Genomic DNA, 14,957 nt, shown 5'->3' on the forward strand with positions numbered 1-14,957 from the left:
GAGGGGCTAGGGACAAGTACGATATGCAAACAAATTGATCAGCCGAGGGGAATTTTTATTGACTTTAAAGAATAAAAAGGGCATATTCCTCGGCCTTTAAACTAAGCTTATTTTAAGATTGTTAGGAGCATACCTTGGCTAACATCAAGTCTGCAAAAAAACGCGCTATCACTAGCGAAAAACGTCGTCAGCACAACGCAAGCCGTCGTTCAATGATGCGTACTTACTTCAAAAAAGTAATCGCTGCAATTGAAGCTGGTGACAAAGAAGCTGCACAGCAAGCTTTCGCTGTTGCTACACCTATCCTGGACCGTTACGCAACTAAAGGTCTTATCCACAAAAACAAAGCTGCTCGCCATAAGAGCCGCCTAGCTGCTAAAATCAAAGCACTATAATTGTGGATTTGGATATGAAAAAGCCGACGTAAGTCGGTTTTTTTATGCCCGGGCATTCTCCCCAGTCTGGCTATACGGCATGCCCGGGTAAATATCTGTGGTTGAGTGTAATACCAATTTGCTTAATTACGTGTTCTATTTTGAGGCGAGAAAATATCGTCGATAATTAGGCTAAAATTTTGCTATTTAGCTGTTCTAAATAAGAAATTTTTAACACAGTTAGCGTCATATTTGCTCCTTCAAATTGACCAGCTATTAAGTAAAATTGGTATAATGCAACAGGGCGTGTTCTAATCAACACCCTGCTATCAAAAAGCGCTTAAGCTAGTTCCAGCTTTGGATAAAACTTTTTCAACATTGCAGCAATTTTCTTTGGTGAGAATGGTTTAACAACGAACCCCTTCGCACCCCGCTCAATAGCATCTTTCACGTTATCAACCGTTGAGTGTGCCGACACCATAACCACATTAATGTCCGGATTTATTTCAGCCAGCTCCGCGATCAGTTCTTTTCCGTCTCCATCAGGAAGCTCGATATCTAAGAACACAATATCAAAGTGCTGCTCTTCACATGCAGTAATACACTGCTTCGCCGTTGACGCTTCTTTTACGTTGTCGATCCCTAAGTGCATCAGGGTCTGATGCAAGAAACTGCGAACAGTGCCTACGTCATCAACAATTAATATAGAGATTTGTTGTTCCATATCCTTTCCCGTGGGCTAGTCAATTGAAATGCGCTATTATTAGCATAGAACTATTATAGAGTCCTGCAAACAAAAGGCTATAGCAAAGCATGGCACAAAGACCAAAAAAACAGGCATTACTCAATCAGGTAGATGCCAGATCAAAGAAAAAACAACCCGCACAAAAAAGACGTTTATCTCCACAACAACAAAGGGCATTGCAACAGCAGCAACTCCAACAACAAGCACAACTAGCTGCTGCGCAACAAGCACAAGCTAAATCTGGCAAAAACCGCTGGATTATGGCCGCAGTGCTATTGCTCATCATAATCATTTTCCCAAAACCTAAACTCATCACTTACGAAAAGCTTGGTCTGGTTGCACAAAGTGTATACTGGCCTGGTTTACCCGGCGTAAAACCCATCTTATTCGATTCAAACCTGCATATACGCCCTGCCCTGGAGCGCAACACACTGTATCTTTGCCAGGATGAGCGAGACCCTGATTCCTGTCAGAAGTATCAAATCATCGAACAACAAGGCTTTATCTCTGCGCTTATGACACTTTTTTTTGATTAAAAAAACTAATCTGAAAAATACAAAAATACTCGTTTGAAGCAACCGGGGTTGGGGCGCATAATGGCGCCCCTTTATTGAACAACCCGGAGTACTTTGACGATCATGCCGAACGAATTTGACTGGCTACTTAATTTATTACTGCTAGTGCTAGGATTTGGTGCCTTTTTTATTAACCATAAAACCTTGCTGCGTGGTGCGGCATTGGCGACCTGCAGCATCCTGTTTATTTTGTTCAGCCTTGATCTGATGAACACCTCAGTGATTTCAAACCTGGGCTTGATTCTGATAAATTCATTTTATCTGTTTAAGCTGTTTACTCACGAACAGTATAATACGCCTTAGGTATGCCTTAGGTACGCCTTAAGTATGCACACTGCCTGCCCACAGCTTTTGCAACAGGCAGGCGCTAAAAGCGCGCTGCCCGACCTAAAGATATTTTCTAATTTCTGAGCCTGCGCTACAATCTGGCCACACCCATTGGTTTTGGAGACGCAGTATGGCCATGACAGATGAAGAACTCTTTCTCGCCTCAATGGGGGATGTTGTTCCCCTAGCACAAGATAAAAAAGCAGAGCTCAGACGTCAACAAAACGAACCTACCCTGGCACAACTTGCACGCAGAGAAGCAGCTGAACAGGAGCAGGACTTCGATCCCAATTTTCTCTCTACCGAATACGTTGATCTACTCGATCCTCACGATTTGCTTAGCTATAAAAAAGATGGAGTGCAGCAAGGGGTATTTAAGAATCTGAGACTGGGTAAATATCAGATTGATGCAACGCTTGATTTGCATGGCAAACCATTTCGTGAAGCCAGAAAGTCTCTGTTTGACTTCATCATCGACTGTCATCAACGCAATATCCGGGTACTCTTGATACGCCATGGAGTAGGCTTAAAGAGTAAGCCCTTTCCAGCAATTTTGAAAAGTTACTGCAACAAGTGGTTACAGGAGATGCCGCAGATACTGGCATTCCACTCTGCATTGAGTTGCCATGGTGGTAACGGATCAACTTATGTGCTGCTGAAGAAAAGCGAAGAGAAAAAAGTAGAAAATCGCGAACGACATGCAAAACGATGATAGCAGTCAACGCTGCTATCTCTTCAACTGTCAGAGGAGGTAATAACCACTTCCTCGTCCGCTTGCGGGGTCGCATGCGGTGATCCTGCATTAGCCTGATTAAACCACGCCATCACTCCCAATACAATAACTGTGAAGAGAACAGCGGAAAGCTTCACACCACCTTGATTACTATTCATGAAAAGCGACTCTTTATTATTATTTTTTCTTAACTTACTGAATGTAACCAGATGTCACAAGGTGTTTTTTTATACAGTGTTTTATACCATTGTACATCTACGCCGGAAACTACCGACAACAAGGCTCGACCACGCTCATTTCTGAACGCTGCTACGGCCTGAAAAGCCCCCATCACACAATGCAAGCCATTGAATAGTAATTTATTAATACCCCAAGTCCAAATCAATGCAATGTGACAGTGGCTGGCCTCTCTGCATCGCCTGCATATTTGCAGCAATTTGCGCTACGGCTGTTTTCAGGCTCGTCAGCGCCGCAACATGCGGGGTCATGGTGATCTTAGGGTGATGCCAGAACGCATGATCTGTCGCAAGCGGCTCTGAAGCGAACACATCCAGCGTTGCAGCTGCAATTTGCTCAGTATCCAGTGCATCAATCAGGTCTGCTTCATGAAGGTGTGCCCCCCGGGCCACGTTGATCAGCACCCCGTTAGAAGGCATTGCCTCAAACAGCGATTTATTTAAAATCCCACGCGTTTGTGCGGTCAGAGGTAACAGACAGATCAGGTAGTCACAGTGCGATGCAAACTCGCTTAGCTGCGTCCGTCCCCAAAATTGCACAATTCCAGGTATCGTTTTTTCACTTCTTGACCAGCCCAACACCTCAAAACCATTGCGCTGCAGCTTAGTGGCCACAACTTGCCCAAGCTGCCCAAGCCCAAGTATACCGACCCGATTTCCACCACTTGCCCGCTTGGGACGCCACAATTGCTGCTGTTGCTGACGATAGTACAGTCCCAGGCGCAGTTTATGAGCAAGCACATGTCCCAGCACATACTCGGCCATATCATCTGCCAGCGCAGGATCAACAATGCGACATACCTGCACATCAGCTGGCAATGCAGATAACGCAATCCCGTCTACCCCGGCACCAAACGACTGAACCACCTTCAGATTCGGCAATTGCTGCCACAAAGACTCGGGCGCATTCCAGGCCAACACAAATTCAATTTCAGCCAGATCACCGGCATCAGGCCATTCCCTTATAGCTATACCTGGCAGGCTCGCGCGCAGCGCTGTCATCAGTTTGCGGTTGTCTCTGCCTGTTACACAGACTAGTAATGTCATGCTCTTTCCTTTCTTCTTTTTAACGTGCCTTTACTGTATCAAAAAATCCAACCCTCAGGTGTACTTACACGACGGCCATCAAACTGCCATACCACTGCAACTTGTTTGTCATAGAGAGTTTTTAATCTTGATAGGAAGCGGTTATACAACTTGAGAATCGATATATGATCAGTGTTGATAAGGTCATTGAAGCAAACCTGCCTCAATTAGAAAATTCACCAAAAGTTAAAGGCTTAGTTAAGAAAGGATTGGGTTACTTGCTGCATGAGCAAGAGTTTGTGGCTTTCGCCGATACCTACCCGCACCTTCAGGGACTCGAGTTTGTCGAGCAGGTACTGGAGGAGCTGGACTTCGATGCACGCTTTAAACCTAAACAAATTGAACACATTCCCAGCGAAGGCAGTGTAGTGATAGTCGCTAATCACCCGATCGGGTCACTGGATGCACTGGCGTTGATCAAAGTACTGGCTCAGGTGCGCCCGGATCTGAAAGTCGTTGCCAACAGAATGCTGATGTCCATAACCCCCATGCACTCACTGCTGTTGCCGGTCGATAATCTATCGGGTGCGAGTCGCAAGCAGGAGCTGGCCAATATTCAGCACCACCTTAAACAGGAGGGGGCATTACTGATCTTTCCTGCAGGCGAAGTATCCCGGCTAGGGCCAACAGGCATTAAAGATTGTAAGTGGAATTCTGGCTTTTTGCGCATGGCTAAAAAGGCCAACTGTCCCATTCTGCCAATTTACATAAAAGCGAAAAACAGTCCGCTGTTTTACGGCACGTCCATGATCTACAAACCGCTGGCCAGCCTGCTGCTGGTCAAAGAAATGTTCAAACAACGACAGAAGTCTTTGGAATTTGAAATTGGTGCCAGCATTCCGCCGGCTTCATATCTGCTGGAAAACCTCAAAGACAAAGAGATCGTTGCTCTGATCCGTAAGCAACTGTACCGACTGACATCGAAAAAATCTTTACCCCTGAAAACCCAATCTCCGATTGCTGTGCCTGAATGTAAAAAAGATCTGAAACAGGCAATTGAAAGCTGCGAGCGCCTTGGTCAGACCCAGGATGGTATGCAAATATACCTGTATCAGTATCAGGGGAGTTCCCCTATTTTTCGCGAGCTGGGACGACTAAGAGAAATTGCCTTTCGCGCAGTAGGAGAAGGCAGTGGCAAACGCCGCGATATCGACAAATATGACATGTATTACCAGCACCTGGTGTTGTGGGATGCAAAACAGCTGGAGCTGGTTGGTGCCTACCGGCTTGCTAGCGCTCAAACCGTACTCAACAATCAGGGGCCGGAAGGGTTATATACCACCAGCTTGTTTAACTATTCAGAGGATATGCAACCTTATTTCGCGCACGGCCTGGAGCTGGGCAGAAGCTTCGTACAACCAAAATACTGGGGGCGCAAAAGCCTGGATTATCTGTGGTACGGCATTGGCGCCTTTGTGAACCGCTACCCACAGCATCGCTATCTGTTTGGCGCAGTCAGTTTATCCAATACACTACCAGATAAAGCCAAAGCAATGTTGATTTACCACTACCAGCACTACTTCGCAAATCTGGTATCCCTGGCTACCCCAAAAAATGAGTATAAGCTAACGCCATCTCAGCAGCAGGCCTTTACTCAGTTATTTTGCGGTACTGATGTTAAAGAAGACTTCGCTGAACTCAAACACATCATGGCAAACATGGGCGCTCAGGTACCTACCCTGTTTAAACAATATACCGAATTGTGCGAACCCGATGGCGTGAACTTTCTGAGTTTCAGCATAGATCCTGACTTTAATAACTGTATCGACGGGCTGGTATTGGTCGACCTCACACGCGTCAAGGCACAAAAAGCAAAACGATATCTGGGAGAAAATATCTACGACTGATTTGTGTTGTGGCCATTTTTTTATTTATACTCGCGCTCGGAAATTAAAAATTGCGAGCGCGCATGATAAAAGCTGTTCTTCAACTCATTATTTTTGCAACTGTTTTTCTGGCTGTCACTGCTTACCAGGAACTCGGTATGCTGGCCGATGATGGTAAAGCTCCGGCCCCTTATTTTTCACTGCCTTTACTGGAGCAACCAACACAGCGGGTGTCCATCAAATCTCTGCAAGGGCAGCAATCTGTGGTGTATTTCTTCGCGCCCTGGTGCAGTATTTGTCGTTACAGCATGCCTAATCTCAACAAATTACATGAGCAGGGTAAAGTGAATGCCGTTGCGATAGCACTGGATTTTGAAAATACGGACGCTGTCTATGCCTTTGTCGATGACCTGGCACTGAGTATGCCAGTACTGCTTGGCACCAGCCATACTGGCTCAGATTACAAAATTAAGGCATACCCAACGTATTATGTGTTGTCTGATGACCTGAAAGTGGTAGAACGCTCAGTTGGCTACTCCAGCGAACTGGGTATACGCGCCAGGCTGTAAGCGACTAACTGTAAGAAAATGTTTTATTTATCAACAATTTCTTACCCTTAGATAAAACAAAGGCACGATTTATTGCCATACACTAGTCCCAATCTTATTCAGCTTAGATTCAACAAGGGACTACCATGACGCGCTCGTCACTCAACAAACCGTTTGCACTGTCGCCTATCATGCTGTGCATCGCACTTCAGGTGCAGGCAACCCCCGACGCAGACATAGAACACATTGAGGTGCACTATAAACGCAGCTCAATCACCGCGGAGATCACCGAAGATACAGAAAAACTGATTGAGATGCCTGGTGCAATGGGCGATCCATTACGCGCCGTGTATGCATTGCCGGGTGTGGTTGCTGCTGGTGGCTCAATGAGTGAACCCGCCGTACGCGGATCAAGCCCAAGCGACAATATGTTTGAAGTAGACTTTATGCCTGCGGGTTACATTTTCCATGACTTTGGCAGTTCAATCTTCAATCGCCATATCATTCAGGATTTCCAGCTTTACTCTGCCGGATACGGCAGCAGCTACAGTAACGCAACGGGCGCGGTGTTTGATGTCACCCTGCGCAACCCCAAATATCAGCCTGTTACCACCACACTCGACCTCACCATGTTCAATGCCGGTGTTTTTATGGAAGGTCAGCTTAGCGACAGCACGGCTTTCTATGTCTCGGGCCGAAAAAGTACCCTCCCCTTGTTCTTTGAAGAAGGTGAAGAGCTCGAAGATGACGACGGAGAGCCAACCGGTGTGATCATCAATGACGCGCCGGACGATCACGACTATCAGGGCAAGTTTTTGTGGGATATTAACGCCAACAACACCCTGACCTTCAACTTTACCGGCGCAGAAGACTCGGCAGCCGCCGGGTTTAACGAACGCTCCGAGCTGGCGCAAAAGACCCCGGAGTTTCAGGGGGACGCGCGGTTTATCAGGGAGTTCAACAGCCAGAACGTGTTGTGGGACCATTATAATGACAAGCTGCATCTGCGTGTGGGGATAGGTGCATTGGACCATTCAGGTCGACTGGAATATGGCCGCCGCGCCACGGTTTCTGCCGGCTATTTTGAACAAGAATCGGAAAAGCAATATACCTACAAGGCACGCCTGAACTACCGTATCAACCCAGCTCATCAGCTGATTTTAGATGCTGCCTACTTTGATAACGAAACAGAATATAGCTACGACACCTTCCAGTATTTGTGTACTGAACTGGACCCCGACTGCGACCTGAAAAAAGGTGAGCGGATCAACGGCAAGCGCAGCATAGATATCGACAGTGGTTTTGTTGGCCTGGCGCATATCTGGCAACTGAGCGATGACTGGCAGAGCGAGCTGGGAGTGCAAAGTCAGCATAATAAATACACGGATGAAACCTTCACCTCACCTCGTCTGGCGATCAGTTACTATGTGACGGAAGACAGCACCATCAGTGCCAAGGCGGGTCGCTACAATCGTATGCAAAATGTGGAGTACATTTTGCCAGACATTGGTAACCCCAAGCTGAAATCTCAGGTGTCGGATCACTATACGCTGGGGTTCAGCCAGCAACTGGAGAATGAGTGGAGCTGGTCAATCGAAGGGTATTATAAGACCATGGATGATCTGCCGCTTGCCACCGACGACGGCCCCAATGCGGCTGACCTGTATAGCAACGACGTTGAAGGGCGCGCCTATGGTGTAGACCTGCTGATCAACAAAAACAAGACCGATAACTGGTATGGCTGGGTCGCGTTGAGTTATTCGAAGAGTGAACGTACTGATCTCAGCCGCAATGTGACCCGCGATTATTACGCCGATACGCCACTGGTGTTTAATGCCGTATTCCACTACGAAATCAATGAAAAGTGGCAAGGTGGCTTTAACTTTACCGCGCGCAGCGGCCAGGCCTATACCCCCATTGTCGGCGTCAGAGAAAACCCCGACCACGATGGCCGCTTTTTACCTGTCTATGGCGAGCCCTTCTCAGAGCGGTTTAAAGTGTATCACCGCCTGGATATCCGCTTTGAACGTAAAACCGAGCTATTCGGCAACGATGGCAAGCTGATCTTTGAATTAATGAATGCCTATGGTCAGGAAAACATTGCCTATATTGACCTGGACTACAACAGAGTTAAGTCCGTCAACGACCTTTACATAGAAGAAGAGGAAGATGATTTCTCTATCCGCCCGTCGATTGGGTTTAGCGTAACCTTCTAACACTTCCCTTGAAAAGGCCGGACGCTAGTAATTGAGGCTTGCGTTTTCGGCCTTCTCCTTGCATGATCGGCGCCTTTGATAGTCCGGAGACCTGAACCATGCCAAAAGCCTGTGCCTACCACATTTTAGTTAAAACCGAAAAAGAGTGCCTTGCCATTAAAGCCAAGCTTGCAAAAGGTGGCGACTTTAACAAACTGGCCAAACAGCACTCTTTGTGTCCGTCGAAAAAACGCGGTGGCGATCTTGGTGAGTTTAATAAAGGCGATATGGTTAAAGCATTCGATGATGTGGTGTTCAAAAAGCCACTGTATGAAGTCCACGGTCCGGTCAAGACTAAGTTTGGTTACCACCTCATCAAAACGGTGTATCGCTCCTGAGGCGTCATCGGTTTTCTCAATCATGGCCATCGATTTTTGGCGGTTTCATTTTGTACGCTGGCCGATATACTGACTAGCAATGAAAATGATTTGGAGACCCCTATGTTTACTGTGATTTTTGGCCGTGAAGGCTGCCCTTACTGCGTCCGTGCAAAAGACCTGGCAGAGCGCCTGAGCAATGAACGCGACGATTTTAAATTTCGCTACATTGACATTAATAAAGAAGGGGTCAGCAAAGCCGATTTGGAAAAATCTGCAGGCAAGCCGTGTCCAACTGTACCGCAAATTTTCGTCGACCAGGACCACATTGGCGGCTTTACCGAATTTGAAGCCTATGCCAAAGAGAATCTGGGCCTGTATCAGTAACACAGCGCCGTATCACTGCTGCCTGAATCGCCATTAAGCCGCAATTCAGGCATGATTCTCCCTTAAAAATAGCCACTTACCCGCTAATCTAACAATCAAGAAAAATAAATAAGTTTATTTTTTGACCAATATCAAATACCTACAAAATTAGTGCCAATTTATGCAAGCAATTGTTTTTTCTTTGCTGTACAATGCCGCCTCTTTTAACTTGTTGAGGCGCATTAATGTCAGAACCAGTCACGTTTGAATCTTTAGATCTTTCTCCTGCAATTTTAAAGGCAGTCGAAGAGCTGGGATATCAATCACCTTCTGAGATCCAAGCTCAATGTATACCGTTATTGCTAGAAAGAAAGGACGTGCTGGGACTAGCGCAGACGGGTACGGGCAAAACGGCGGCGTTCGCGTTGCCGCTATTAAACAATGTTGACGCATCCGTTAAGCAACCACAGATATTAGTATTGACTCCAACACGCGAACTGGCTTTACAGGTCGCGGAAGCCTTCAACCAATACGCTAAATACACCAAAGGTGTTGAAGTATTGGCTCTGTACGGCGGACAAAGCTATGGCGTGCAGCTAAGCGCACTACGCCGTGGCGCACAGATCATTGTGGCAACACCGGGTCGTTTGATTGACCATATTAACCGTAAGACCATAGATTTGTCGGATCTGAAAGCCTTAGTGCTGGACGAAGCCGATGAAATGCTACGCATGGGCTTTATCGATGATGTTGAAAGCATCATGGAAAAAACACCGGTAGAGAAGCAAACCTGTTTGTTCTCTGCAACCATGCCAAAGCAGATCCAATCTATTTGCTCTAAGTATTTAGATAACGCAGAGCAAGTAAAAATCACACCACGTAACTCGACTGTTGACACAATTGAGCAAGTTTACTGGCGTGCAACGACGCATAAAAACAAAGCCATCGTACGTTTCTTAGAAGCGGAAGATTACGATGCGTCTATCGTGTTTGTGCGTACACGTAACGACACTGTTCAGCTGGCTGAGCTACTTGAGCGCGAAGGCTTCTCTGCGGCACCACTGAATGGTGACATGAACCAGCAAGCCCGTGAGCGTACGGTAGAGCGTCTGAAGAGCGGTCTGTTAGACATCGTTATCGCAACCGACGTTGCGGCGCGTGGTCTGGACGTAGATCGTCTGAGCCTGGTTATCAACTATGATATCCCGCAAGACAGCGAAGCTTATGTACACCGTATCGGCCGTACAGGTCGTGCTGGTCGTAAAGGTAAAGCTATCCTGTTCGTTAAAGGTAATGAACGTTACCTGCTACGTAACATCATGCGTCATACCCGCTCTGACATCGAGCAGGTTGAATTGCCTAACGCGAAAGTCGTTGAGCAAAAGCGCATTGAAGCACTGCAAGGCAAACTAAGCCTGGCACTGGATCACAAAGACATCGAGTTCTTCAGTGAAGTTGCACAGGGTATGGCTGAAAAACTGGAACTGAGCCAAACTGAGCTGGCCGCTGCACTTCTGTGTCTGGCACAGCAGCAGTCGCCGCTGAAAGTTCAGGAAATTCAGGTGCAACGTGAGCGTCGCGAGCGCGATGGTAACCGTGACGGTAACCGCGAGCGTCGTGGTGAACGTGGCGAGCGCGGTGAGCGCAAAGGCAATGCACGCCGCAACACCGGCCCTATGGATACCTATCGTATCGAAGTCGGTCGTGAGCACGGCGTACAGGTCAAGAACATTGTTGGTGCAATTGCGAACGAAGCTGATATCTCCAGCAAGTTTATCGGTGAAATCCGTTTGTTTGATGAGCACAGCACCGTTCAGCTGCCTCAGGATATGCCAGCAGATACGCTGTCACACTTCCAGAGCGTTTACATTTGTCAACGTCCAATGAAGATGACCAAGAGCACACACCCTGCCGATCAGGGCAACGGTGGCGAGCGTCGCGGCGGTGAACGTCGTTCAGGCGGTCGTGATGAGCGTCGCTTTGAAGGTCGTAACGAAGGCCGTGGTGACCGCAAGCGCAGCTTCAAAGATCCACGTGGTGACAAGCGTGACAACAAGCGCAAAGAGCGTGGCGAGATCAGCTTTTCATAATCTGATTTAGACGAAAAAACCGCTTCACATGAAGCGGTTTTTTTATGCTTGTGATTTAAGTCCTAAATGGAACGCCAAGCACCCAATTTAATGGCTACTTGATCCAGTCGCGCGGATCGAATCGATAGTATTCACTCAACAGATTAAATAATTCGGGGTTTTCCTGTTTCAGTTGCAGTGGCTTTTCAATAAAGGTTTCGGTGATCACCGCAAAAAACTCCGCTTCATTGGTCGCGCCATACTCATGCACTACGTGAGGCAAATGATACGCCAGCTGAGTTTTTAACTGCTGATAGGCCCGAGACAACACCTCCCCCCATTTTTTGTAACTCATGCCTTTTGGTAAATGAGGCGTGCCATTGGTTTGACCGGTTTGCTGGTCCAGTTGATGGGCAAATTCATGGAACACCAGATTATGCCCGTCTTCCGGTAGCCGGTTGCCTTCCAGCACGTCATGCCAGCTCAACACCAGCGTACCACCAGGCCAGGACTCGCCCTGACGCACCACAGTATGAAAACTCACCAGCCCTGCACTGTCACGGCTATTCTGCCCGGCATAATAGCTGCTGGGGTACAGTAAGATCTCTTTGACATTGGGATACAGTGGCCACTGCTGATTGAGTACCAGCAGGCAGGCATCTGCCGCAATAATCAGTGCCATTGCCCGATTGGTTTTCAGGCCGTCACGGCCGAGTAACCGCTTCTCACCCAAAAACCACAGAATATGGCGCTCAAGGCGCGCTCTGTCTGCGTCCGTCATGTTACGGTAAATGGGCATATAGCGCAGCAGAACCTGCCTGTCTAACTCGCTAAGAGCCTGAGTTTTATATTTATGTTGCCAGTAAGCGCGCTTGATATCATCGAGCCGCCAGTAGATGGCACAGAACACCACCAGGGCAACGAGTAAACTGATTTCTGTCATTGGTTGTTACGCGTTGATATTTTACTTTGAGATGCGCCTTGCAGGCAGCCTTTTCAAGCAGGATTTGTTAAAATCCTCAGCACTTTAAAAAATATCTAACAGTATCAAGTCCGTATGTCTCTGCCCATCGAACAGATCAAAGCCGATTTTTGCCACCTGCTATCCTCTGGTAACGTCATTGTGGCCGCCGCCACCGGCTCAGGAAAATCCACACAACTGCCTGTCTGGGCAGCCCAACAAGGTCGGGTGTTAGTGATCCAGCCCCGACGGATAGCTTGTACCTCGTTGGCTGAGTATGTTGCCGAGCAACAAGGCAGTGGGCTTGGTGAACAGATAGGCTATGCTATTCGCTTTGAAGGCCAGTTTAAGCAAAATACCCAGGTCGTCTTTGTAACGCCGGGAGTGGCACTGCGCTGGTACTTTGAAAACCGCCTGAGTGATTTTGCCATCATTATGCTGGATGAATTCCATGAGCGGCGCTGGGATATGGACCTGTTACTGGCCATGTTAAAACAACAAGGAAAACATCGCCTGGTCGTAACGTCTGCCACCTTGTCAGCAGAGCGGCTGGTCAGTTACCTCGAGGCACCTCTGCTAACGTCCACAGGCAAGATGTTCGATGTGGAAGAGCGATTTCTTGCCAAAGATATGCGCACTATGCCAAGTCGCGACAATCTCAGTGACAGAGTCAAAGCGGCCTGCGAGTATGCCCTGCACCATACCTGTGGTGACATTCTGGTTTTCCTTCCTGGCAAAGGAGAAATCGTGCAATGTGCCGCTCAGCTCAAAGCACTCGATGCTTTGGTTGTCCCTCTGTTCAGTGGCTGTGCGCCAGATGATCAGCGACTTGCACTGCATCAGCAGCCCAGACAAAGGATCATTTTGGCAACCAATGTGGCAGAGACCTCGCTGACCATTCCCAATATTACCTGTGTTATCGACTCGGGCCTGGAACGGCGCACACACCTGAGAAATGGCAAAACGGTACTGGGCCTGGATGCAATCGGCAGAGATTCAGCAAAACAACGCCTGGGCCGCGCCGGACGGACTCAGGAAGGGCTCTGTCTGCGTCTCTATGGACAATATGCGCCATTGATTGAGAGAACCCCGCCCGAAGTACAAAGAGAGGCGCTCACCGAGCTGGTACTGGCTGCTGGCTGTGCCACTGATGGTATCGACTCGCTGAGCTTCATCGACCCGCTGCCTGCCAGTTCTGGGCAAAAAGCACTCGACCTGCTCAGAAAAATTGGCGCGCTTGACGCACAAAGCCGTGCCACCGAGCTTGGCAAGCAGCTCTACCCTTTGCCTGTGGATGTCGAACTGGGTCACCTGATCACCAAAATGCCGGATAACCGCCTGCGCCAGGCAATGATAGATGCCGTAGCTGTGATGTCGGTGCCGGCACGGGTATATCAACTACCAAGCTCAGCAGAGCAGCTTGACGCCTTGAGCAAGGCGCTACCCCACAGCTGCGACCTGGAGCTGGTGATCGCACTGCTCAGAGGCAAAGCGCCTGGTATTCGCGCAGAGGACGACGCCCTGCGTGAGGCCAGACAATTCAGCACACAACTGAGAGAAGCCTTCTCATTACCACCACTCGACAAAGCCGCCAGCTATGACCGCGATGCATTGCTCAACGCAATTGCCTCAGTACGCCCTGACTGGTTATATATCAAAAAGGACAACCGTCGCGGTGGCTTTAGCAATGGTCAGGGTGAAGTGGTGCCAGCAAAAGAATCCCGTGTGCCAGACACATGTGCAGCTATCCTGGTTTTGGATACCTATGCACTGGCGGGCAAAGGCGTTAAACAGGCAACCACCTTGGCCACGTTAGCCGCCCCAGTAACCCGCTCGTTGCTGATACAGCATGCGCAAACAGGCACTACGCTGGAACGGGTCTACCTGGAAGAAGACATCATCTGGGTTGAGCTTACCCGTCACTATGCCGCTGTTGCTTTAGAACGACAAAATCACATTGCAACAGGCTCCCAACTGATCCCGGCATGCGTTAAGTTAATTGAACAAAACCAACTGTTTGACGGTGCCTGGCAGCAGGTCAGTCGCATGCTGGATTATCAACAGCTATATCATCAACACGAGCAAAGTGAAATGCCAGCAGTCCCGACCGCTGCTCAGTGGTTCACACAAGCGCTCGAGGACTTGGGTATTGAGACACAGGAAGATCTGATGCTGGTTGAGGCACAGGACTTGTTTTATCTACCCATAGAGGACTGGGTCATCGAACCCTTTATAGAAAAGTTCCCACTTGAAGTTGTTTTACCTGAATTAACCATGATCGTGGCTTATAGTTTTACCGCCAAACGCATTACCCTCGACTATATTCAAGGTAATCGTAAAGATGCACCAAAACGCTGGGAGTTACCTGCCTGGTCTGGATTTAAAATACGCTACAGAAAGGCCAGTAAAGTAGTGGATGTGAGATAGCGGGGACAAGCCGTATACGGTGTCCATACCTGTTAAAATACGGTACGACAACTAGTTGTATTATGGTTCAACATTTTATACAGGCAGGTTTAAAACTTGCCTGTATATGGGA

Annotated in this window: 15 protein-coding genes; 11 read left to right on the forward strand and 4 right to left on the reverse strand. The window is 48.1% G+C overall.

Annotated features, from left to right (window positions below; all coding sequences use genetic code 11):
- Window positions 1-134 precede the first annotated feature (134 nt).
- Window positions 135-395, forward strand: coding sequence for a 30S ribosomal protein S20 (gene rpsT, locus MHN33_RS02325; protein ID WP_010382487.1), 261 nt, complete (start codon window positions 135-137; stop codon window positions 393-395).
- A gap of 319 nt (window positions 396-714) precedes the next feature.
- On the opposite strand, the gene MHN33_RS02330 is transcribed toward rpsT, so the two are convergent.
- Window positions 715-1,098, reverse strand: a complete 384-nt coding sequence (locus MHN33_RS02330; protein ID WP_010382489.1) for a response regulator — start codon at window positions 1,096-1,098, stop codon at window positions 715-717.
- Between the two features lie 89 nt (window positions 1,099-1,187).
- Here MHN33_RS02330 and MHN33_RS02335 point away from each other — a divergent pair, with 89 nt between their 5' ends.
- The 3 genes from MHN33_RS02335 (at window position 1,188) to smrA (ending at window position 2,733) form a co-directional block, all read left to right on the forward strand.
- Window positions 1,188-1,655: a hypothetical protein gene (locus MHN33_RS02335; RefSeq protein ID WP_239394325.1), complete on the forward strand. Its 468-nt coding sequence runs from the start codon at window positions 1,188-1,190 to the stop codon at window positions 1,653-1,655.
- A 102-nt stretch (window positions 1,656-1,757) separates the two neighbouring features.
- The gene (locus MHN33_RS02340) at window positions 1,758-1,997 is read left to right on the forward strand and encodes a hypothetical protein (protein WP_010382493.1); all 240 of its coding nucleotides are present in this window, start codon (window positions 1,758-1,760) and stop codon (window positions 1,995-1,997) included.
- Between the two features lie 154 nt (window positions 1,998-2,151).
- Window positions 2,152-2,733, forward strand: coding sequence for a DNA endonuclease SmrA (gene smrA, locus MHN33_RS02345; RefSeq protein WP_239394327.1), 582 nt, complete (start codon window positions 2,152-2,154; stop codon window positions 2,731-2,733).
- A 23-nt stretch (window positions 2,734-2,756) separates the two neighbouring features.
- Here smrA and MHN33_RS02350 read toward each other — a convergent pair whose 3' ends face one another.
- Window positions 2,757-2,912 carry a hypothetical protein gene (locus tag MHN33_RS02350; RefSeq protein WP_239394337.1) on the reverse strand — a complete coding sequence of 52 codons (156 nt, stop codon included), beginning with the start codon at window positions 2,910-2,912 and terminating at the stop codon, window positions 2,757-2,759.
- Window positions 2,913-3,116: 204 nt separating this feature from the next.
- A complete protein-coding gene (locus tag MHN33_RS02355) occupies window positions 3,117-4,037 on the reverse strand; it encodes a glyoxylate/hydroxypyruvate reductase A (RefSeq protein ID WP_239394348.1) in 921 nt (306 codons plus the stop codon).
- A 164-nt stretch (window positions 4,038-4,201) separates the two neighbouring features.
- Between MHN33_RS02355 and MHN33_RS02360 the strand changes: the two genes are divergently transcribed.
- From MHN33_RS02360 to MHN33_RS02385, 6 genes are all read left to right on the forward strand, one after another.
- On the forward strand, window positions 4,202-5,923 hold the full coding sequence (locus MHN33_RS02360; RefSeq protein WP_239394350.1) for a lysophospholipid acyltransferase family protein: 1,722 nt from the start codon (window positions 4,202-4,204) through the stop codon (window positions 5,921-5,923).
- A 62-nt stretch (window positions 5,924-5,985) separates the two neighbouring features.
- Entirely contained in the window at window positions 5,986-6,471 is a 486-nt protein-coding gene (locus MHN33_RS02365) for a TlpA disulfide reductase family protein (RefSeq protein ID WP_239394352.1), read from the forward strand.
- Between the two features lie 125 nt (window positions 6,472-6,596).
- The gene (locus MHN33_RS02370) at window positions 6,597-8,666 is read left to right on the forward strand and encodes a TonB-dependent receptor (RefSeq protein WP_239394354.1); all 2,070 of its coding nucleotides are present in this window, start codon (window positions 6,597-6,599) and stop codon (window positions 8,664-8,666) included.
- A 98-nt stretch (window positions 8,667-8,764) separates the two neighbouring features.
- Window positions 8,765-9,043, forward strand: coding sequence for a peptidylprolyl isomerase (locus MHN33_RS02375; protein WP_010382504.1), 279 nt, complete (start codon window positions 8,765-8,767; stop codon window positions 9,041-9,043).
- A 102-nt stretch (window positions 9,044-9,145) separates the two neighbouring features.
- The gene (locus tag MHN33_RS02380; RefSeq protein ID WP_125716272.1) at window positions 9,146-9,409 is read left to right on the forward strand and encodes a GrxA family glutaredoxin; all 264 of its coding nucleotides are present in this window, start codon (window positions 9,146-9,148) and stop codon (window positions 9,407-9,409) included.
- Window positions 9,410-9,633: 224 nt separating this feature from the next.
- Complete coding sequence (locus MHN33_RS02385) at window positions 9,634-11,478, forward strand: DEAD/DEAH box helicase (protein ID WP_239394364.1); 1,845 nt, start codon at window positions 9,634-9,636, stop codon at window positions 11,476-11,478.
- 94 nt (window positions 11,479-11,572) lie between these two features.
- Here MHN33_RS02385 and MHN33_RS02390 read toward each other — a convergent pair whose 3' ends face one another.
- A complete protein-coding gene (locus MHN33_RS02390; RefSeq protein ID WP_239394366.1) occupies window positions 11,573-12,400 on the reverse strand; it encodes a M90 family metallopeptidase in 828 nt (275 codons plus the stop codon).
- A 114-nt stretch (window positions 12,401-12,514) separates the two neighbouring features.
- On the opposite strand from MHN33_RS02390, the gene MHN33_RS02395 reads away from it, so the two are divergent.
- On the forward strand, window positions 12,515-14,845 hold the full coding sequence (locus MHN33_RS02395) for a DEAD/DEAH box helicase (RefSeq protein ID WP_239394376.1): 2,331 nt from the start codon (window positions 12,515-12,517) through the stop codon (window positions 14,843-14,845).
- Window positions 14,846-14,957: the final 112 nt, after the last annotated feature.

It is taken from the genome of Pseudoalteromonas sp. OOF1S-7 (genome assembly GCF_022347765.1).
Lineage (GTDB): Bacteria > Pseudomonadota > Gammaproteobacteria > Enterobacterales > Alteromonadaceae > Pseudoalteromonas.